Source organism: Streptomyces sp. PA03-6a, assembly GCF_033792765.1.
Taxonomy (GTDB): Bacteria; Actinomycetota; Actinomycetes; order Streptomycetales; family Streptomycetaceae; genus Actinacidiphila.
This window is the reverse complement of record NZ_JARAVK010000169.1, coordinates 1-20,133: the sequence shown is the minus strand read 5'-3', so window position 1 is coordinate 20,133 and position 20,133 is coordinate 1. Positions and strand designations below refer to the sequence as shown.

Annotated in this window: 17 protein-coding genes, 1 tRNA gene and 1 riboswitch; of the genes, 9 read left to right on the top strand and 9 right to left on the bottom strand. The window is 74.1% G+C overall.

The window, feature by feature from the left end; translation table 11 throughout:
* The coding region (locus PV350_RS31855) for a PfkB family carbohydrate kinase (RefSeq protein ID WP_500337247.1) at positions 1 to 435 on the bottom strand (435 nt) is incomplete at its 3' end.
* A 161-nt stretch (positions 436 to 596) separates the two neighbouring features.
* On the opposite strand from PV350_RS31855, the gene PV350_RS31850 reads away from it, so the two are divergent.
* Both PV350_RS31850 and PV350_RS31845 read left to right on the top strand, forming a co-directional pair.
* The gene (locus PV350_RS31850) at positions 597 to 1,361 is read left to right on the top strand and encodes a DUF6227 family protein (protein ID WP_499512595.1); all 765 of its coding nucleotides are present in this window, start codon (positions 597 to 599) and stop codon (positions 1,359 to 1,361) included.
* A gap of 99 nt (positions 1,362 to 1,460) precedes the next feature.
* Complete coding sequence (locus tag PV350_RS31845) at positions 1,461 to 1,742, top strand: hypothetical protein (protein ID WP_499512596.1); 282 nt, start codon at positions 1,461 to 1,463, stop codon at positions 1,740 to 1,742.
* A gap of 121 nt (positions 1,743 to 1,863) precedes the next feature.
* Here the strand turns inward: PV350_RS31845 and PV350_RS31840 are convergent, their stop codons facing one another.
* The 4 genes from PV350_RS31840 to PV350_RS31825 form a co-directional block, all read right to left on the bottom strand.
* Positions 1,864 to 2,820 carry a M23 family metallopeptidase gene (locus tag PV350_RS31840; protein ID WP_500337249.1) on the bottom strand — a complete coding sequence of 319 codons (957 nt, stop codon included), beginning with the start codon at positions 2,818 to 2,820 and terminating at the stop codon, positions 1,864 to 1,866.
* A 323-nt stretch (positions 2,821 to 3,143) separates the two neighbouring features.
* A riboswitch (cyclic di-AMP (ydaO/yuaA leader) is annotated at positions 3,144 to 3,283 on the bottom strand.
* Positions 3,284 to 3,500: 217 nt separating this feature from the next.
* The gene (locus tag PV350_RS31835; protein WP_500337246.1) at positions 3,501 to 4,901 is read right to left on the bottom strand and encodes an extracellular solute-binding protein; all 1,401 of its coding nucleotides are present in this window, start codon (positions 4,899 to 4,901) and stop codon (positions 3,501 to 3,503) included.
* Positions 4,898 to 7,384, bottom strand: a complete 2,487-nt coding sequence (locus tag PV350_RS31830) for a caspase family protein (protein ID WP_500337245.1) — start codon at positions 7,382 to 7,384, stop codon at positions 4,898 to 4,900. The genes PV350_RS31835 and PV350_RS31830 overlap by 4 nt, the downstream gene beginning before the upstream one ends.
* A gap of 53 nt (positions 7,385 to 7,437) precedes the next feature.
* A complete protein-coding gene (locus PV350_RS31825; RefSeq protein ID WP_499512599.1) occupies positions 7,438 to 7,806 on the bottom strand; it encodes an effector-associated constant component EACC1 in 369 nt (122 codons plus the stop codon).
* 190 nt (positions 7,807 to 7,996) lie between these two features.
* On the opposite strand from PV350_RS31825, the gene PV350_RS31820 reads away from it, so the two are divergent.
* From PV350_RS31820 to PV350_RS31810, 3 genes are read left to right on the top strand one after another with little or no spacing between them, the layout of a single operon-like run.
* Positions 7,997 to 8,158 carry a hypothetical protein gene (locus PV350_RS31820; protein WP_499512600.1) on the top strand — a complete coding sequence of 54 codons (162 nt, stop codon included), beginning with the start codon at positions 7,997 to 7,999 and terminating at the stop codon, positions 8,156 to 8,158.
* Positions 8,159 to 8,193: 35 nt separating this feature from the next.
* Entirely contained in the window at positions 8,194 to 8,862 is a 669-nt protein-coding gene (locus tag PV350_RS31815) for a hypothetical protein (protein WP_500337244.1), read from the top strand.
* Between the two features lie 59 nt (positions 8,863 to 8,921).
* Positions 8,922 to 9,806, top strand: a complete 885-nt coding sequence (locus PV350_RS31810) for a helix-turn-helix transcriptional regulator (protein WP_499512602.1) — start codon at positions 8,922 to 8,924, stop codon at positions 9,804 to 9,806.
* Between the two features lie 70 nt (positions 9,807 to 9,876).
* Here PV350_RS31810 and PV350_RS31805 read toward each other — a convergent pair whose 3' ends face one another.
* The gene (locus PV350_RS31805; RefSeq protein WP_500337248.1) at positions 9,877 to 12,261 is read right to left on the bottom strand and encodes a DUF8508 domain-containing protein; all 2,385 of its coding nucleotides are present in this window, start codon (positions 12,259 to 12,261) and stop codon (positions 9,877 to 9,879) included.
* Positions 12,262 to 12,841: 580 nt separating this feature from the next.
* On the opposite strand from PV350_RS31805, the gene PV350_RS31800 reads away from it, so the two are divergent.
* A complete protein-coding gene (locus PV350_RS31800) occupies positions 12,842 to 13,564 on the top strand; it encodes an Ig-like domain-containing protein (protein WP_500337243.1) in 723 nt (240 codons plus the stop codon).
* 12 nt (positions 13,565 to 13,576) lie between these two features.
* Here PV350_RS31800 and PV350_RS31795 read toward each other — a convergent pair whose 3' ends face one another.
* A complete protein-coding gene (locus tag PV350_RS31795) occupies positions 13,577 to 15,406 on the bottom strand; it encodes a hypothetical protein (protein ID WP_500337242.1) in 1,830 nt (609 codons plus the stop codon).
* A gap of 307 nt (positions 15,407 to 15,713) precedes the next feature.
* Between PV350_RS31795 and PV350_RS31790 the strand changes: the two genes are divergently transcribed.
* The 3 genes from PV350_RS31790 to PV350_RS31780 all read left to right on the top strand — a co-directional run bounded on the left by PV350_RS31790 (position 15,714) and on the right by PV350_RS31780 (position 18,859).
* Positions 15,714 to 16,394, top strand: a complete 681-nt coding sequence (locus PV350_RS31790; RefSeq protein ID WP_499512605.1) for a class I SAM-dependent DNA methyltransferase — start codon at positions 15,714 to 15,716, stop codon at positions 16,392 to 16,394.
* 19 nt (positions 16,395 to 16,413) lie between these two features.
* Positions 16,414 to 18,312: a SpoIIE family protein phosphatase gene (locus PV350_RS31785; RefSeq protein ID WP_500337241.1), complete on the top strand. Its 1,899-nt coding sequence runs from the start codon at positions 16,414 to 16,416 to the stop codon at positions 18,310 to 18,312.
* Positions 18,313 to 18,436: 124 nt separating this feature from the next.
* Complete coding sequence (locus PV350_RS31780) at positions 18,437 to 18,859, top strand: hypothetical protein (RefSeq protein ID WP_499512607.1); 423 nt, start codon at positions 18,437 to 18,439, stop codon at positions 18,857 to 18,859.
* A 136-nt stretch (positions 18,860 to 18,995) separates the two neighbouring features.
* Here PV350_RS31780 and PV350_RS31775 read toward each other — a convergent pair whose 3' ends face one another.
* A complete protein-coding gene (locus tag PV350_RS31775) occupies positions 18,996 to 19,562 on the bottom strand; it encodes a DUF4352 domain-containing protein (protein ID WP_499512608.1) in 567 nt (188 codons plus the stop codon).
* Positions 19,563 to 19,960: 398 nt separating this feature from the next.
* Positions 19,961 to 20,033, bottom strand: a tRNA-Lys gene (locus tag PV350_RS31770).
* Positions 20,034 to 20,133: the final 100 nt, after the last annotated feature.

Here is a 20,133-nt window from a genome sequence, read left to right as displayed (position 1 = left end):
GACGGCGAGGGCGGGGTGGTGGGCGTCGACGAGCACGACGTCGGCGTCGCCGACGAGGACGGAGAGGTCTCCGGGCGGGGACACGGACGTCCCTGAGGCCACGTTGGTGGAGGCGACGGCGCGGTCGCCGGTGGCGGCGGTGACCAGGATGGTCGAGACCGCGGGGGGTTCGGGGGAGTCCGCGGTGAGGTTGATGACGTCGACGCCGAGGGCCGCGAGGTCGGCGTCGATGGCGCCGGCGAGGGCGTGCCCGCCGAAGGCGGTGAGCAGGACGGCCTCGCCGCCGAGGTGGGCGAAGGTGGCGGCGGCGCCGGTCGCGGGGCCGCCGGCGGCGACGGTCTGGGTGCGGGCGGTGAGTTTCTCGTTCGGGGCCGGGACGTGGTCGACGAGGGTGATGACATCGAGGGTGCAGAGGCCTACGAAGAGTGCGCGCATGGGCGCATAGTGGCAGCAGGGAGCGTGCGTTTCGCGTTTTACGCGCCTCCTACGGGTGGGGGTGCACCATTTTTCCGGGAGACCCGACGCGCAGAGCGTCGATGCCACTACGCTGAGTGCTCGCAATGGTGCGCGGGGAATGCCGTGAGCAGGAGGACCGCATGGGGAACGCGCGACCAGGTGGGGCGGGTCCGGCGGACGTCGAGGTGGTGCTGGCCAGGGCGCAGAACGCCTTCGACGTCGACGACCGCGTGCTGGGGCGGCTGGCGACCGCGCTGATGGGCTGCACGGAGCTGGCGTCCTTCCGCCAGCGCAAGGGCCCGCCGCGCAGGCTGAGCCGCAGGACGTTGCGGCACACGTTCCTGCTGGCCGACGGCAGTACGCAGCTGCTGTGGGAGATCGAGCACAACACCGGCCCGGGCGACGACGAACCGCTGTACGAGGTGTACTCCGACCCGGACGAGCTGGCCGCCGCCCAGCACGCGATCGACGCACGCTTCGGCGAGCCCTCCCCGGAGGAGCTGGAGGCGGAGGCCGCGGACTGGCTGGCGCGGCTGCCGCAGATGGCGATGGACCTGACGCCGGGGCCCCGGCAGTACACGGCGGACCACTCCGCGGAGCACGCGTGGCGGGTGCTCCGGCGGGCCGAGAACACGGACGTACCGGGCGAGGAGCTGCGCAGCCGGCTGGGTTCGGCCGTGGGTCACGACATCGCGTACGTCACCGGGCGGCACACGCGGATCGGCACCGGCCGGGTCGCCGGCTGGACGCTGTACGAGCACGCCTTCCTGCTCGAGACCGGCGAGGAGATCAGTCTCTGGGAGGTCGAGCACACGATGACCCCCGACGGACGTCCGGTGTGCGAGGTGTACTCCGACGAGACGGCGGCGTGCGACTCGGCGGACGTCCGGCTGGAGGCCCTCTAGCCTCGCCGGCCTCGTCGCCGGGCCCCGGCCGGATTGCGGCCGGGGTGCAGCCGGAGGAAATTGGGGCGTAGGCGTGTCGGTGGGAAGCGGGAGGTCCCCATGCCGGTCCTGGCGGAGGTCGAGTTCCCCGGTGTGACGGCCCTGCAGTACGAGGAGGCGAACCACCGCGCGGGGTTCGGGCCCGAGCATCCTCCCGCGGGGCTGCTCTCGCATGCCGCCGTGATCACCAACGAGGGTCTGCGGCTGGTGAACGTCTGGCAGTCCGCGCAGGCGCTCGAGGCCTTCATGGAGATCATGTTGCCCGCCGCCAAGGAGTCCGGTTTCCCCGAACCGAGCGGACCGCCGAGGATCGCGGAGCTCTACAACTTCGTCGTCCCGTAAGCGTCCGCAGGCGTCCCGTAGGCGTCCCGTAGGCGTCCCGTAGGCGTCCCGCGAAACGGACCGGCGGCCCTGGGTGACGGGGGGTGTCACCAGGACCGCCGGAGTCCGTGGGGCCGGTCGCTCAGACGGACAGGCCCTTGCTGCGCAGCCAGCCCATCGGGCCGATCGGGTCGCCGCCACCGGGGCGCACCTCGAGGTGCAGGTGCGGGCCGGTGACGTTGCCCGTGGCGCCGACCCGGCCGATGGTGTCACCGGTGTTGACCTTGCCGGAGGTGACGATCATCGAGGAGAGGTGGCAGTACCAGAGCTCGGTGCCGTCGTCGAGGGTCAGGATGATGCGGTAGCCGTACGAACCGGCCCAGCCGGCCTCGGTGATGGTGCCGCTGTGGATGGCCTTGACCGGGGTGCCGGTCGGGGCGGCGAAGTCCTGGCCGGTGTGGGTGTTGGCCCACAGCGAGCTGGACTCGCCGAAACCGGCGGTCAGCGTGTACGAGGTGACCGGCTTGACGAAGCTCTTGGCGAGCTCGGCCAGGCGGGCGGCCTCGAGCTTCTTCGCGGCCTCCGCCACGGCCTTCTTCTTGGCGGCGGCCTCGGCGCGGACCCGCTCCGCCGCCGCGGACTTGGCGGCCTTGGCCACCGCTTCCTGCTGTGCGGCGTTCCTGGCGGACCGGTCGGCGGCGTTCCGCTGCTGCTGGGCCTGGTCGAGGATGCGGTTGCGCAGGGCCTCACCCGCGTCGGGGCTGAGGGCCTCGGCGACCTGCTTGGCCTCGGGGGCGCTGTCGTCGCCGACGAGGGCTCCGATGCCGGGCAGGTGGGACACCTCGGGCAAGGAGACGGGGAGCGGGTTCTTGCCCTCCGCGGTGGCGACCCCTCCGACGCCCAGCACGGCCACGGCCGCGACCCCGAAGACGGCCGAACCGCGGCCCATGGAGCGCTGCTTGGCGACGCGGTGCCGGGCGCGACGGGGGCCGGCGGACTCCTCGGTGGGGTTCCACGGCTCGGCCTGCGGGCCCTCGTAGGGCGCGCTCTCGAAGGTGTCGGGGTCCTCGAAGTCCCCCGTGCCGTCGAAGGCCTCGATGTGCTCGGGGAGCGGCTGGGCGGGGGCGGGGGGAGCGGCCTCGGGCGCCTCGTACCCCTCGGCCTCGTAGCCCGCGGACGGGGTGTCGTGGGAGGTCGTCGCCTCGGTGGCTGCCGCGTCGAACCAGCCGGCGGCCATGTTCCACTGGCCGGTGTCCCAGCCGTCGATCGCGTTCTTCGTCGGCGGTGCCTGCTCGGCTGCCGGGGGATTCCAGCCGGCGGCGATGTTCCACTCGGCGGTGTCCCACTCGGAGTACGCGGTTGCGGACCCCTGTTGCTGTCCGGGTATCAGGGCAGGCTCGTTCGACGCCACGCGGGCGCGCTCCTTTCCTTCCTTCTCGCCTACCGGGTTAGCTGACGGGTTCGGAGCAGGAAGGTCTCCTACGAGGACCGCGGAGGGCCCCCGATTCACCCCAGGAAGTGGTTCCCCGGTTCCCGCGGACGGGATTCGGCAAGCGCACGGCGCCGCCCTGTCGGCGGCGGGATGACCGCGCTGCGTTATCGAACGTTAATAGAGGCGCCCGCCAATTCCAAGCCACTCAAGCGAGTTCATGACGGGAATCTATGGGGATGGACAGGACATACACGGACATTGGGCCGTGACTGCCGTGACCTACGGGAAATGTGAGTGTGCATCAGTCGTTATGCGGAAGGGAGTGCCGCGCTCACGAGGAGTGATGGTCACCCCGGACCCCGGCCGCCGAGCGCGCGCCCCAGACGGCCGCCCAGACGCTCCGCCGTGGCGTCGGCGCTGCGGTGCGCCGCGAGCATTCCGTGCACTTCACGCTGCAGGACCCGGGTGAACGTGACGTAGTGCGCGGTCGCCGGACGGGCCCTGGCGGCCTGCAGCGCGCACCACAACAGGGTCGTGTAACCGGGGGTCGCGACGGACGGCGAGGGCGAGGGCTCCGAGCCGCGCCCCGCGGGACGGTCGTGGAACCACGCACGGGGGTCGTGAGGATCGTCACAGTTGACATCCCCGGCTCCGTATGCAGACCGCCGCGCGGGGGCGAAACCCGCCCCGAGCAGGGCATGTTGGGCGCCGCGTCCGGTCAGGAAGCGGATCAGGTCCGCGGCGTCGTCCGGGCGGTCGCTGGTCGCCGCCACCCCCAGGCTCTGACCGCCGAGGGCGGCGACGCCGGGGAGCCGGGCCACACCGAAGCGGACACCGGGGGCGAGGGCGGCGTCGAGCCGGTTGTAGGCGTAGGGCCAGTTGCGCATCAGCACGCTCTGACCCTCGGTGAACTGCGCGAGCGTGACGGACTCGTCGGCCTCCAGGGACTCCGGGTTGAGGTTGTTGGCGGCACCCAGCCGGCCGAGCTCGTCCAGGCCCTCGCGCAGCCCGTCCTCGGTGCCGATGTAGCGGCCGTCGCCGTCGACGAGTTCGACGCCCGCGGTCCAGAAGGCTTCCAGGGTGTTGACCGTCAGCCCCTCGTACGCGCGCAGCTGGGTGGTGTAGGCGGGGTGGCCGAGCGGGCGGACGTCGGCGAGCAGGTCGCTGATCTTGGCGTAGCCGCGCAGGTCGGCGGGGCGGCGCCCGGCCTTGGCGAGGTCGTCGGTGCGGTAGTAGAGCAGGCCGACGTCGGTGTTGAAGGGCACCGCGTACGTGCGGCCCTTCCAGCGGCCCGCGTCCGCGGCCTGGGGCAGGAAGTCCCCGTCGACGAGGGCGGGGTCGAGCGGGCGCAGCAGCCCGCTGTCGGCGAACTCGGGGATCCAGCTGATGTCGAGGTTGACCACGTCGTACGCGGCGGTGCCGGACTGGAAGGCGCCGATCAGCTCGCTGCGCTGCTCGTCGGAGGCAGAGGGGAGCTCGACGAGCCGGGCGGGCCGGTCCGGGTTGCGCCGGTTCCACGCGTCGATCAGGGCACGGCGGACGCCGGGCTGCCCGCCGGCGGTGAGGTCGGCGTCGCTGGCGACGATCAGCGGCCGGGAGCGGTCGGGTGCCGGGCCCGGCGCCGCGGCGGGGCCGCTGCAGGCCGCGGCGGCCAGCAGGAGCAGGACGCCCAGGGCGCGGCGCCGGCGGCGGACGGAGCGCGCGGGCGGGAGGGTGCCGCCCGTGCTCCTGGGGCCCGGGGCTGTCATGACCCTCCCGAGGTGAGGCGGGTGATCGTCTCCGCGACCCGGTCCGGAAGGTCCTGCGTGGCCGCCAGGCAGGCGCCGCCGCCCTCCGTCACCGCCTTGTTGAAGCGCAGCGAGCAGCCGTAGCTCTCCAGGGAGACCACCAGTACGGGGACGTCCACGTCCGGCGGCTCCGCCCGGGCGCTGTCCTCGTCGTCGGTGATGAGGACGATCAGGGCGCCAGGGGAGCCGGCGAGGGCGCGGGACCACCGGCGCAGGGCGGCGGCCACGGGGGCGTCCCGCTCGACCGGTGCCAGCGCGCGGATCGCGGCGTCCCGCGCGGCCGCGTCGTTCGGCCCCGGCGCCAGCAGGGTGCGGCCGGGCACCGCGGCGATGCCGTACCGGTAGCCGGACGCGCGGGCCAGGACGGAGCGCACGACGGAGACGTTCGCCCCGGAGTAGGAGGAGCTGGAGACGTCGACGGCGAAGAGGACGTCGCGCCGGGTGCCCGCGGCCTCGCCGTGGTCGCGCAGGGCGGCATCGATGGCCCTCCTGGTGGGCGGTGCGCCGCCCGTCGGCGGGTCGGCGACGAAGATCGCGCTGTCCAGCGGGGTGCCGCCGGCCGCGGCCGTCCCGGTGACGTCCGTGCGGAAGCCCTGTGCGGCCAGCGCCCGTTGCCCCGGACCGGAGCGCAGCCAGACGGCGAGCCGGTGCACCGCCTCGGCACGTACGACGCGGTCGGCCCGGCCGGTCTCCCAGGTCACCGGTACGAGGGTGAGGTCCAGGGGTGGCACGTCGGCGGGGTAGTAGGCGGTGTAGGGGTCGGACTGGTTGCCCAGGCACGGGGGACGGGACTCCAGGGCCGGGGTGACGAGGCCGGCGAGGGTGGACTCGGCGATGACGAGGGCCTGTTGGGTGCCCCGCCGTTCGACCAGCCAGGTGCGGGCGGAACAGGCCAGGGCCCGGTCGTCCGCAGGGGGCACGGCGTCGGTGGTGACCCGGGTGCCCGGCGTCAGGTGCAGCAGCTGGCCCAGGGCGGCGTCCGAGGAGTGCGGTTCGGCGCTGCGGACGACCACGTCCTGCGCGTGGGCGGCGTCGACCAGTTGCTGCGCGGTGCTGCCGGTGCGCCCGACGCCCTCCAGGGAGGTGGTCGCGGCGAGGACGGCCGGGGAGTGCGCGAGGGTGACCGGCCGGCCGAGGGCGACGACGCTCTCCGGACGCCGGGTCTCGGCCAGCACCTGGGTGGGGGCGGTCCCGGCCGCCGGTATCCACACGTCCGGGTGCGGCCCGACGTCCCGCAGCGGCAGCGCGCAGTCCCCGCCGTCCCCGGCGTCCTCGCAGGCGCGTTCCGGTTCGGCCCACGCGGCGGAGGCGCGGAAGGCGGCGAGGGTGCGGTCGGTGGGGGCCGCGTACACGGTGGTGTTGATCTGGCCGCAGCCCTCGGGCCGGCCGCCGAGGGCCGCGGTGGCGCCGGCGGCGTCGCTGTCCTGGAAGGCGTCGAGCACGGAGGTGAGCGCGGCGCGGGTCTCCGGCGAGGTGAGCACCCGCAGTTCGAGCGGGGCGGGGCACAGCGGAGCCGGGCGGTGCGCCCACGTCCAGCCGGTGACGGCACCCGCGAGCAGGGCCAGGGCGGTGCCGGCGCCCACGGCCCGGTGCCAGAGCGGCTGGTGGGGTCCCGCCGTCCACGTCCAGGTGAACCCGGCGTACTGGGCGAGCCGGCGCAAGGGCGTCAGCCAGCGGGTCCCGCGGGCGGGGCGCGGGGTCAGCCGGGCCTGCGACAGGACGGTGTCGCCGGCGCTGTTGCTGGAGCGCTCGGTCGGGAACCAGGGGTCGTAGTCCACCCGCTCGTCGAGCGTGGCGGCGTACTCCCCGGCCAGTTCGTGCAGCCGGACCCCGAGGCGCTGCACGGTGACCGGGTCGTACGGGTCGGTACCCTCGGTCAGCACCCGGACCAGGGCCCCGGTGAAGGGCGTCGGGTCGATGCCGTCGCCCTTGTGGATGCGGGAACCGACGGCCGACGAGGTGATCAGGGAGAACGGCCGCTCGGGCAGCGGCACCAGGCCGGCGTTGCCGGAGTAGCAGCAGTCCAGGACGAGGACGACACGCTCGGCCCGCGAGGAGGCGAGCAGTCTCAGCAGGTCCCGGTACGGGATGCCGTCGAGGCGGGCGCCGTCCTTGGTGGACTCCCGGGTCATCAGGTACAGCTCGGGCTCCCCGGTGCCGAGGTCGACGTAGCCGTGCCCGGTGAAGTGGACCAGCAGCAGGTCCTGGGCCTGGGCGGCGGCGGTGCCGATCAGCCGCAGCGCGCGGTCGCGGGTGCGCGGCTCGGCGAGGGTCTCCACGGTCCGCGGGATGAACCGGCCGTGCGCGCCGGAGACGAGGGCGGCCCGCAGCCGCGCCACGTTGGCCCTGGCGGAGGGGATGTTGGAGAAGTCACGGGCGTGCTCGTACTGGGACACCCCGATCAGGACCGCCCGCGACCGGGACGCGAACGGTTCGTACGGCATGCCCGCCGGACCTCCCCAGGGCCGTCTTCCTCCGGACCGGGTTCTCCCCGGATCTAGTTCTCCAGCGTCTGGCGGATGCGGGCCGCCATCGCCTCCAGTTCGCCACGGGTCAGGGCGTCCCGGCCGGTCAGGACGCACTCCACGTCCCCGGCGCGGACGGTGACGCTGAGCGAGTCGCCGGGCTGGTTGCGCAGGTGGTTGCGCAGGGCGCGGAGCAGTGTGAGCGCGGTGGTCTGCAGCGTCTCCTGGAGGATCATGAGGAGCAGGTCGTAGGCGACGCCCATGCTCTCGTCGGCGGGCCGCTCCCTGCGGACGACCAGCGGCGCCAGTTCCTCCTCGGCCCGCAGCCAGACCTCCAGTCTGCGCAGGTCCTCCGCCGGGTCCTTGCCGCCCTCCAGCTCGATGGTCACGTACGTGTCCATGACGCCTCCCCTCATTCCCAGCCTACGCTGACGCACCGTCATTCACACCGGTCGTGCGGGGAGTTGTGTGTAACGGGCAGGAAATCGGGGCGGGCCGGGCGCCGAGGCGCCCTACCCCGGCGGCGGCCCGGTGCGTCATGATGCCCGAGTACCCCCCGTACGGGGGATTCGCCCGATCTTGGAGGCCGCAATGAAGCTGGGCAGGGCACTGGCGAACGGCTACGCGGAGGAGACGGACGAGGAGCTCCCGGGCCGGGAGCGGCTCGCGGACGAGGAGAAGGCCCCCGCCGGCCGCGCCCCGGACGCCGCCCCGGACGCCGCGACGGAGCCCGCCGAGGCCGCGGCACGGTGAGGTTCGCCCGCCGGTTGCCCGAGGAACGGCCGGCGGTGCCCCCCACGGGGTACAAGCTGGCCTTCCCGATGCTGGCGCACGACGGCGCCCGCGTGGGCTTCCGGGGCGTGTCGCTGGGCGGGCGGATCGTGTACGGCGCCCTCGACGACGCCGTGTGCGGCTACGGGCGGCGGCACCGCAGCCCGGCCCGGGGTTGCGACTGCGGGTTCTACTGCCTGCACACGGCGGCCGAGGCACAGGCCCTGACCTGCGCGACGGACTGCCAGGACGCGGTGGTGCTCCAGGTGAGCGTGCTGGGCACGTACACCCGGTACGAGCGCGGGACGCGCTACGCCCGGCAGCGGGTGCGCACCGTGCGCATGGGCGCCTGCCGGTGCGGGCGGGCCGCCCGGGTGTTCGTGCGCGACGGCACCGGGCTGCCGGGCTGGCGTGCGCTGACGGCGTCCTGCCGGCGCTGCGCGGCGGGGCTGCGGGTGCTGCGGCCGGCGGAGTTCGCGCGGCTGGCCGGGCCCTGGGTGAACGTGACCGGCGAACCGCCCGGACCGGGCGCCGCCGAAGAACCGCTGCACGAAGAACCGCTGCACGAGGGGCCACTGCACGAGGAGCTGCTGGTGGAGGCGGAACGGCTCAGGGAGATGCTGGACCGCTTCCAGGAGCGGCTGGAGCGGCTGGACCCCCTGGAGGAGCGGCCTCCGTCCGGGTAGCCGCCGGCGGGTCCGGCCGCGCCGGGCCGCCTCATGATCGGCCGCCCATACTGGAACACATGGAGCACAACGCCGAGCTCAGGGACTTCCTGCGGGCCCGCAGGAACCGGCTGAGCCCGCAGGACGCCGGCATCACCGTCAGCGGTGCGCCGCGCCGTGTGCCGGGGTTGCGGCGGGAGGAGCTGGCGCGGCTGGCCGGGGTGAGCACCGATTACTACACCCGTTTGGAGCAGGGCAGGCACCTGAATGTCTCGGAGGCGGTGCTGGACGCCGTCGCCCGCGCCCTGCGACTGGACGCGGCCGAGCGCGCGTACCTCTTCGAGCTGGCGCGGCACCGCACCCCGCCCCGCCGCAGGCCGCAGCGGCCGCAGCGGGTGCGCCCCGAGGTCCACCGCGTGCTGGACCTGCTGGGCGACCGCACCCCCGTGTTCGTCGTCGGCCGCCGCACAGACGTGCTGGCCGCGAACCGGCTGGCCCGGACGCTGATCACCGACTTCGACGCGCTGCCGCACCGCGACCGCAACCTCGCCCGCTTCATGTTCCTCGACGACGCGGCCCGCGACCTGTACCGGGAGTGGGACAAGCACGCCGCCGAGGCGGTCGCCGCCCTCCGCCTGGACGCGGCGCGCCACCCCGACGACCCGGGGCTGACCGAGCTGGTCGGCGAGCTGACCATCAAGAGCGCCGAGTTCCGCGCCTGGTGGGCCGACCACAACGTGCGGCAGAGGTTGCACGGGGTGAAGCTCTACCACCACCCCGTCGTCGGCGACCTCACCCTGTCGTACGAGCACGTGCTCTTCCCCGGCGACAGCGACCAGCTCGTGTGCATCCACACGGCCGAGCCCGGCTCCACCTCCGAGGCGGCCCTGCAGCTGCTGGCCGCGTGGACCGGCGCCGACACGCCCGCCAGCGGGTTCCCCGACCCGGAGCCCGACCCCCGGTGACGCGCTGACGCCGCGACGCCGCGAGGGCGGCACCGGCGTCGCGCCGGTGCCGCCCTCGGGCAGGGGTGGGTCAGCAGCCGTCCGGCTTGATGCGGACGATCTGCGGGTCGTGGTCGCTCGCCTGGTCGGCGAACTCCGCGTTGATGTGCACCACGTCGTAGTCGAAGTCACGCAGCGCCGGGCTGAGCAGGATGTGGTCCAGCGACTGCGAGTTGCCCTCGTAGACGTAGGTGTAGCGCTCGGACTTGGGCAGCGTGGTCAGCAGGTCCTTCAGCACGCCGCCCGAGGTGAGGGTGGACACCGTACCGGAGAACTCGTAGTCGTTGAGGTCGCCGAGGACCACGACGTTGGCGTCCCGGTCGGCCGCGAGCAGCGACTTCACGAAGGTGTTGACCTCGGTGGCCTGCAGCTTCCGCTGGGTCTCGGAGCTGCGCACCGGCTGCTGGTTGACGCTGTGCAGCGGCTGGTCGCCGCCCTTGGAGTTGAAGTGGTTGGCGATGACGAAGACCGGCTTCCCGTGGAAGCGGAACTCGCCGACCAGCGGCTTGCGGCTGGCGTTCCAGGCTTCGCTGCCCGGGTTGATCCGGCCCGGGGAGACCGACAGCTCCGCGCCCTTGCGGGTCTTGACCGCCTTGACCGCGGTGGTGGCGTCACCGCCGGCGCGGTCGGTGAACTGCACGCGGTGCGGGTTGAAGAGGAAGACCTGGCGGATGTTGCCGCCGGGCTCACCGCCGTCGGTGTCGTTCGTGGGGTCGACGGAGCGCCAGCTGTAGCGGGGGCCCCCGGCCGCGACGATGGCGTCGATGAACTTCTGCACCGTCTGGTCGGCGGCGACCGTGCCGTCGTCGGTGGCGCCGTTGTTGTCCTGGATCTCCTCCAGCGCCACGATGTCGGGCGAGGAGAGGCTGGTGACGACGCCGTCGGCGAGCCGCGCGAACTTGTCCGCGGGGTCGCTGGGGTCGAGGTTCTCCACGTTGTAGGTGGCGACCGCGAGCTCGCCGCCCTTCTGCTTGCGGGTCACCTCGCGCCCCAGGCCGTTGTCGACCAGCGTGCCCAACTGCGTGGCCTGGAGGTTGTAGCCGCCGAAGCCGTCGTAGTCGATCGCTCCGGTGGTGGTGCCGGCCAGCTTGTCGCCGACGTCGGCGGTCGGGACGTCGGTGCCCGCGCCGATCGACATGACCTTGATGCGGCCGGTGTTGGGCTGGGCGTACGAGCCGTACACCGTGCCGCCGCGGCGGGTGGGGTTCTCGGCCGGCTTCACGGTCACCCAGACCTCGTGGTACTGGGTGGTGCCGCCGACGACGCGGGCGTCGGAGAACCGCGCCAGCTCGCCCTCGTGGGCCTCGTAGAAGTCCAGCGCGTACCCGGCCGGGTCGAGCGGCAGACCCTCGATGCTGCCGCCGCCGGCGTCGGGCGCGTACGCCGCCGGGACGGTGGAGGCGTCCAGCGTGACGGGCGCGGGCAGGGCGTTGCCGGCCGAGAGCACGGTGGCGGTCGGGCCGGTGACCTCGGTGACCGACTGGCTGCCGGTGCCCGGGTAGTACTCGGAGACCTTGCCGGTCACCAGCACCTTGTCGCCGACGGCGACGGTGGGCGTGACGGAGCCGGTGTAGACGAACACGGCCTCGCTGGTGCGGGCGTCGGTGTCGGCCTCTGCGTCTGTGGACTGGATCCAGTAGCCCTTGGAGCCGGTGGTGCGCACGCCGGTGACGATGCCGGGGACCCGGGTGACGGTCTGGCCCTTGAGCGGGGAGACCCGGGTGGTGCCCTGGATGTCGTGGATCCGGGTGGTGCCGGGCTCGGTCGGCTCCGGGGTGGGCGTCGGGTCCGGGGTGCCGCCGCCCGGGGTCTGCCCGGCGGCGTTGACGGGGGTCGGCGCGCCGGCGGTGAGGTCGGCGGCGTTGTCGTCGGTGTCGGCTAGGGACGCGCCGCGGGCGACAGCGGCGGTGTTGCTCGCACCGGCCGCGGGGCCGCTGCCCTCGCGCACGACCGCGGTGCCGAAGCCGACGAGGTCGACCACGCGCGGGTCGGCGGTGCAGTCGGCGGCGGTGATGCAGGTCAGCGGGGTGGTGCCGTTGACCAGGGCGATGGTGCCCGAGGTGGCGCTCATGGCGATGGAGCCACTGGCGTCGGCGGCCGGCAGGGGCGTCGTGCCGCCGGTGCCGGCGGACTCCGACACGAGGTAGCGGCCGCCGGGGGCGATCGACCCGGTCAGCGCGGTCGCCTGCCACTTGGAGGAGGCGGACGGCGTACCGGGCAGGTACTGCACGCTGTAGCCGGCCAGGTCGTACGCGGCCGAACCGGCGTTCGCGAGCTCCACGAAGTCGTTGGTCAGCGTCGCGCCGGAGTTGCCGCCGCCGCCGTACACCTCGGCGACGACCGCCTCGCTGGAGGGGGTCGCGTGGGCGGCGGGCAGCCCGGTCAGCACGACGGACGCGGCGATTCCGGTCGATATGAGCGCGAGCGCCGCGGCGCGGCTGCGGTGTCGGCTCGGTCTGGCGATCGGCACGAGGGTTTCTCCTATCGGGTCCAACAGCCCGTCAACCACGGGCAGCGCACGGCGGACCGGCTCAAGTTACGCGCGTAGAAACAGACATGACAAGGGCGAAGAGGTTAAATCTGCGAGTCCGCCGTGGCGTAACCGCGACACCGGACCCACCGGTGGACGCCCTGGCGCGGACGCGCCACCGTTCGGGCGACCCCCCGATGGGTCACCCGGCGCGCCGGTGCCTGCGTAGGCGGCCGGGGCGCAGTCCCCGGCCGCCTACGCAGGCACCGGCGCGCCCGGCCACGGCGGGGACGGCGCCGCCGCCACCGCGGCCACCCTGCACGATCCGGCCGGGCTGGCCACCGACACCGCGGGCCGCCTCTACATCGCCGACTCCGCCAACCGCGCCGTCCGCCGCGTCACCCCGGACGCGGCCGGCGCCGCGCCCGTCATCACGACCTTCACGACCACCGACTTCGCCCCGTACGGCCTGGCCGTCGGCCCGGACGGCACGGTCTACGTCTCCGGCGAGGGCAAGGCCGTCTCCGTGGGCGCCGACGGCCACCGCACGACCACGCTGCTCACCGAGGCCGGACGGCACGACGCCATCGCTGTCGGCGGTGACCGCTCCGTGTACGTCTCGGGCGGCGTGGCCGGCGGGCTGCGGCGGCTCCCACCCGGCGGCAAGGCCCCGGTCCGCTCCTTCCCCGGCGCCACCGTCGACGCCCTCGCCACCGACCGGGCCGGCACCGTCTACGCCGTCGTCGACGGCCGCGTCCGGCGCCTCGACCGCGACGGCCGCGTCACCCCCGTACCGGGGACCGCCCGGGTCTCCACGGGCGAGGTCCACGGGCTGGCGGTCACGGAGGACGGCTCCCTCTTCTACCCCTCCCCGCGCACCCGCTGGGGCACCGCCCTCGCCCCCGACGGGCGGCTGTACGTCTCCGACCGCGCCGCCCACCGCGTCTGGGTCGTCCCCCGCCCCGCCCTCGTACCGGGCCTGCTGCGCGTCACCTCCGGCCCGCACGGCCACGCCACCGGCGACGTCCTCAAGGGCGTCAGCGGCAGCGGTACGGCCGTCACCGCCCACAGCGAACCCGTGCGGGGCGTCGTCGTCCAGCAGGGCAACGGCCTCTTCTCGTACACCCCGCACGAGGACTTCTCCGGCACCGACGCGTTCACCGCCACCATCACCGACGCCTGCCACAACGCGACGACCCGCACCGTCCTGGTGCGGGTCGTCGCCAAACCCCTGCCGCGCGCCGGATGACGCGCGGCCCCGTCAGCCGCGCGCCTCGGCCACGGCGGCGCCGAGGGCCTCCTTGATGCGCGGCCCCAGCCGGGCGAAGCCCAGCTCCTTCATCGCGGCACGCAGCAGTTCGTCGTCCGACCGCTTCTCGCCGTCGCCGTCGATCCACCGCACCAGCGCGGTCAGTTCCTCCGCCGAGTACGCCGTCACGGCCTTCCCCGGCGTGATCGACGGCTTCCGCGGCCGCCGCCCCACCGGGTTCGCGGCAACGGGCTCCTCCTCGGGCTCGGCAGCGGGGGCCTCTGCGACCACCGGCGCCTCGGCAACAGGCTCCGCCTCGACGGGAGCAGGTGCCTCCTCCGTCACGTGCTCCGCAACGGCTTCCGCCTCGGGCTCGGGCTCGGCGGCAGGCGCTTCCTCCGCCACCGGCTCCGGCTCGGGCTCAGACTCGGGCTCGACTGCGGGGGCCTCTTCGACCACCGGCGCCTCCGCGACAGGCTCCGCCTCGACGGGAGCAGGTGCCTCCTCCGTCACGGGCTCCGCAACGGCTTCCGCCTCGGGCTCGGGCTCGGGCTCGGCGGCAGGCGCTTCCTCCGCCACCGGCTCCGGCTCTGCAGGCGCCGCCTCCGGCTCCACGACGGCCTCGGGCTCAACCTCCGCAGGCGCAGCCTCCGCAACCGGCTCGGGCTCGGGCTCGGCTGCGGGGGCCTCTGCGACCACCGGCGCCTCGGCAACAGGCTCCGCCTCGACGGGAGCAGGTGCCTCCTCCGTCACGGGCTCAGCCTCAGCAACCGGCTCGGGCTCCACGGCAGGAGCCTCCGCGGCAACCGGCTCCGCCTCCGCCTCAGCGGGAGCAGCCGACGCTTCCTCCGTCACCGGTGCCTCGACCACCGCAGCCTCGGCAACGGCCTCCGGCTCCGGCTCCGCAGGAGTCCCCTCCGCCGCTTCCGACGTGGCGCGCGGTTCGGGGACGACGGGGGTCTCCGCCTCGCCCAGCAGCGCGACGACCTCGGCCGTGTCCGCCCGACGTTCCGTCAGCTCCGCGAGCACCGCGCCGAGGCCCTGCTCCTCCAGGCGGTCGCGGGTGGCCTTGAGGTTGGGCAGCCGGTACAGCGTGCCCTCGTCCGCGGCGAGGCGGTCGAGGAGCTCCACGAGCTCCTCGAAGGGCAGGCTGTCCAGCGCGGCCTCGGGGCGCAGGAGGCGGCCCAGTTCGGTGAGCCCGGTGACGGCGGCCTCGGCGGCGCGGGAGGCGTCGTCGAGGAAGTCCGCGTCCGTGGGGACGGCCGGGCGGCCGGCGCCGCCGAGGGCGGCCCAGTCGGTGCGCTCGGAGGCCGCGGAGGCCAGGGCGGTGTGGGCGGCGTCGCGCCGCGGCCGCCCGGTGGCCAGCCCGCGGACGCGTCCCCGCAGCGAGCGGCGGCGCAGCCAGGTGACCTTCACCCCGCGGCCCCGGCGCCAGGCGCCGCTCGCGGTGGCGGCGACCAGGTCGTCCAGCTCGGCCTCGGCCACGTCGTACACGTCGGCGTTGAGCGTGCGCAGCGTCAGGCGTACCCGCAGCAGCAGCGAAACGGCCCGGCCGCTCTCGGCCACCGTGCGGGGGGCGTCGATGCCCAGGGCCTCGGACTCCTCCAGGCGGCGTGCGGCGGCGCGCAGCGCGGGCAGGTCACGGCCGCGCAGCTCCGCGAGGACGGTGGAGGCGGCGCGGGCCTCCTCGGGGCCGGCGACGGTGTCCACGGCCGCGTACCAGGCGTGGGTGTCGGTCGTCAGCGTGAAGCCGCCGAGCTCCGCGTAGGCGCGCAGGTCGTCGCGCGCCTCCGCGGGGAGGGAGGCGATGTCGGCGGGGCTGTGCAAGGAGGGTGCGGTCATATGAGGTCCGGTTCCTGGCAAGTGCGGTGGGCGTCGGCGGCGTGCGCGCGGCGGAGCGGCCCCGGGCCGGCGTGCTCGCGGTGGCCCCACGATACGGGCGTGGTCCACCCCGGCGCACGCGCCCCGTCCGTAACGGACGGCACGGCAGCACCACCCGTGCACGGAGAGAGAGGGCCCGGACGCCCCTTGTGACCCCGGTGCCGTCCCGTGGCTCCTGCGACCCCCGTGGCCAGAGGGTCAGATTCCATCAAGAGGCGACAAAAGGACTCCATGGGATAATTCGAAGTGGGCACGAAAGGGATTTTTCGTGATCGACAAGACCGTGTGGGGCGGTTATGAGAGCGGCCGGCCTGACCGGAGCGGCCAGGCCGAGGCGTTCGACGCCATCGGGGACCGCTACGACGAGGCCTTCCCGCACAAGGAGGGGCAGTTCTCCGCCGGCCTGTGGCTCGTGGACACCCTGCCGCCCGGGTCCCGTGTACTGGACCTCGGCTGCGGCACCGGACTCCCCACCTCCCGGCAGCTGAGCGACGCGGCGTTCGACGTCGTGGGCATCGACCTGTCCGAGGGCATGCTCGAACTGGCCCGGACGTACGTCCCCCACGCCACCTTCCACCAGCTGGACATCGCCGACCTGCGCCCCGGCGGCCCGGCCCCGCTGGGCCGCTTCGACGCCGTCGCGGCCTTCTTCTCCCTGCTGATGCTGCCGCGCGCCGAGATCCCGCACGCCCTCCGCACGATCCACCATCTGCTGGTCCCGGGCGGGCTGTTCGCCCTGTCGATGGTGGAGGCCGACGTGGACGACTTCGCCATCCCGTTCCTGGGCTGCACCATCCGCGTCTCCGGCTACCTCCGGGAGGAGTTGCTGCACGTCATCGAGTCGGGCGGCTTCGAGATCGTCAAGGAGTTCTCGTACACCTACGCCCCGGCCTTCAGCGACGTACCGCCGGAGGAACAGGTGTTCCTCTGTTGCCGGCGAATCGGCTGAGGCGGGACGGGACCAGGACGTGGCGCGGCACCGCACCCCAGGCGAAGACCCCGGCCCCACCGGGGGCGGAGCGGAACCCCCCGAGCGGCGCACGCCATGGCCCCGGGACGCCGACGCGCCCCGCGCGCCCGGGCAGCCGCAGACCGACCGGCTCCGCTACCTCGACGCCGCGACCCGGCGCATCGCCGCCGGCATGGACCTGGACGAGACGCTGCGCGAGCTGGACACGGCGGCCGTCCCCGCCTTCGCCGACGTGATCTTCGTCCATCTGCACGACCCGCTGCTGACCCAGGAGGGCATGCAGGGCCGGGACACCGCGGGTCCCGTCGTCCTGCACCTGCACCCCACCCGGCGGCGCACCCCGGAGCGGCCACCCCCCGGGCTGCCGTCACCGGACGCGGAGGCCGCCGCGCCGGAGCCGCCGCAGATAGCGCTCCGGTGCGTCAACCGCCCCGGAGCGCGGGGGGTGTCGGAGTGCGTCCGGCTCAGCGCCACCGGCCGGCTCACCCGGCTGCTGCGGGAGGGCCGCCCGGTCTTCGGCGACGCCCCCGGCATCGCCACCACCGTCAGGGAGCTGCTCGGCCCGGTGGTCGGCCCGCCCGGCACGCTGCCACCCGGCCGCCGCCTGATCATCGCCCCGCTGCACGGCCGCAACCGCCTCATGGGCACCCTCACCCTGCTGCGCCGGCCCGAGCGGGCCCCCTTCACCGCCGACGACCTGCTGGTCGCCTCGCAACTGGCGACCCACACCGCGCTCGGCGCCCACAAGGCCCTGATGTACGGCCACGAGGCGTCCGTCGCCGACGCGCTGCAGCGCACCATGCTCCCGGCCTCCCTCCCCGAGCCCACCGGGGTCCGGCTGGCCAGCCGCTACCTGCCCGCCTCCGAGACCGCGCGGGTGGGCGGCGACTGGTACGACGCCATCCCGCTGCCCGGCAGCCGCGTCGCGCTCGTCGTCGGAGACGTGATGGGCCACTCGATGACCTCCGCCGCGATCATGGGCCAGCTGCGCACCAGCGTGCAGGCCCTCGCCGGCCTCGACCTGCCCCCGGACGAGGTCCTGCACCACCTCGACGAGCAGGCCCAGCGGCTGGGCATCGAGCACATCGCCACCTGCCTGTACGCGGTCTACGACCCCATCTCGCACCGGCTGCTGATCGCCAACGCCGGCCATCTGCCGCCCGTCGTGCTGCTCCCCGGCGGCAAGGGCGAGGTGCTGCCCGTACCCGCGGGCGCGCCGATCGGCGTCGGCGGCATCGACTTCGAGACCGTCGAGATGCCCGCGCCCACCGGGGCCACGCTGCTCCTCTACACCGACGGCCTGGTCGAGTCCCGCGGCCACGACATCTGGACCGGCGTGGAGAACCTGCTCGCCCGCATCCAGACCCCCGGCCGCGACCTCGTCCCGCCGCCCCTGGAAGCCCTGTGCGACCAGGCGCTCGGCGACCTCGGCCCCGGCGGCTCCCGCGACGACGACATCGCGCTGCTCGCCGCCCGCTTCGACGGCTTCCCCACGCACAGCGTCGCCTACTGGTACCTCGCCCCCCAGCCCGAGACCGCCTGCCGGGCCCGCCGCCTCACCCGCCGCGCCCTGCACCGCTGGGGCCTCGACCCCATGCTGGAGACGACCGAACTGCTCGTCAGCGAGGTCGTCACCAACGCCGTACGCTTCGCCTCCCGCCCCATCACCCTGCGCCTCCTGCGCACCGACGTGCTGCGCTGCGAGGTCGGCGACGACTCGCCCCTGGTCCCCCGGGTGCACCGGGCCGGACCAGAGGACGAGAACGGCCGCGGCCTGTACGTCGTCGACCGCCTCGCCGACCACTGGGGCGCCCGGCGCCTGGGCACGGGCAAGGTCGTCTGGTTCGAACTCCCCATCCCCGACGAGGCCCGCCGCCGCGGCACGACCCCGGCGTAGCGGCCGCCGGGGCCGTGCCCGTCCGTCACCACCACCCCGGGGCCGATGACTTGCCCCGCATGTCACACCCCTGCCGCGGGCCGCCTCCACCACCTAAGGCAGGGCGAAAGGTCATAATCCCGACATGCGCACACACATCTCCGCAACCGCACTGCTGCTCGCCGTCGCGGGCACGGCCCTCAGCGGCTGCAGCTCCTCCACCGACACCGCCACCACGGCGCCCGAGACCGCCGTGTCGTCCGCGTCCCCGGTCTCCCAGGCCGACCCCGAGAAGTCCCTGCCCGAGGCGGGGATCCCCGCCTCCCCCACGGGAGCCGACCGGGCCGCGCTCATCGCCGCCCTGCAGGCCATCAACCCCGACTTCGCCAAGGACCCCGACAAGGCCATCGACGCCGCCCGCAACCTGTGCGGCGCCATCAACAGCAACGACCCCCAGGCGGACGCGGAGGCCGCCCGGAGCTTCACCTACCACGACAACGTGCTCACCGAAGCCCAGGGCAAGGCCATCAACGACACCCTGAAGCGCCTCAAGTTCTGCGACGGCTGACCCCGCCGTCCGACCCCGCACACGCCTCGGGCCCCCGTCCGGCAACTCCGGACGGGGGCCCCGCGGTAGGGCGCCCGGGCCCCGAAACCGGACGCCACGACGCACCCTCAGGACCGCGACGGCGATCCCCCGGCGGCTACTTGACGTTCCACTGGCCGGTCTCGTCGGCGAAGCCGCTGTCGAGAGCCATCTGGAGCTTGGTGATCTTCGACGCCTTGGGCACCTCGAAGACGACCCACCCGAGCCCCTTCGCGCCCTTCGTCAGGCGCAGGTCGCTGGACATCGCGGGTCCCGCGGTCACCTCCCCGAAGGTGGTCTGGAACTGCTGCCCGTCGGTGTCGGTGACGGTCAGCCCGTTGCCGGGGCTGTCGGAGTAGACGGCGGTGCCGGCGTTGGTCAGGCGGAGCTGGGCGGCGACCCACCGCTTCCCCTTCGCGGGGGTCATGAACTCGTCGCTGCTCTTGGCCGGGTCGACCCACTTGACCAGGGTGACGTCGATCCGCGAGCCGTCGTCCATGCCGTGGAGGCTGAGGGTGTCGCCGATGCCGGCGTCCTTCTTCGGCTCGTCCGCCGACTTCGCGGGCTTGCTGTCGCCACCGTCCTTGCCGGCGGCCTCGGTCTTGACGGGCTTGGTGCTGACGGTCGTCGGCTCGGCACAGGCGGTCAGGCCGGCGGCGAGGACGGCGACGGTCACGATGGGCATGGCGAACTTCGCGTGCATTTCTTCCCCCCAGGGATGGCATATGCGGGTTGGCGAAAATGAGTATGCCTGGGGTGCGCGCCTGTGAACACGGTTTACAGACGCAGTGGCTGTGTCGTGACACGTCAGTGACGAGCCCAAGACCCGCCGCCGCACCCCTGGCGCCACCCGCCGACACCCGCGAGGGCGCCGATGGTTGGACGTGGCCGGCGGGCGGCCTTCCGCATGTGGGGGAAGCCACCGAGGAGTTGACCGCGCGCACCGCTGGCGGCGGTCGGGCACGGAAGACGTAGCTCGCCGGCACTGCCGTTCAGAGGGAGAAGAGGCTGCGGCCCCACCGGTCGGAACCGGTGGGGCCGCATTCACGCAGGACAGCGGTGGCGAGACCAACCGCCTGCGGGTAGGCCGTGTGGGACTCGAACCCACAACCAATGGATTAAAAGTCCACTGCTCTGCCAATTGAGCTAACGGCCCGCACCCCGCAGCATAGCCGGACGGCGGCCGTGGCTCCGAGCGCATTCGGCCCGTCGGCGCGGCCGCCGCCGGCGAGGGGGCGGGGAGGTCAGCCGGAGGG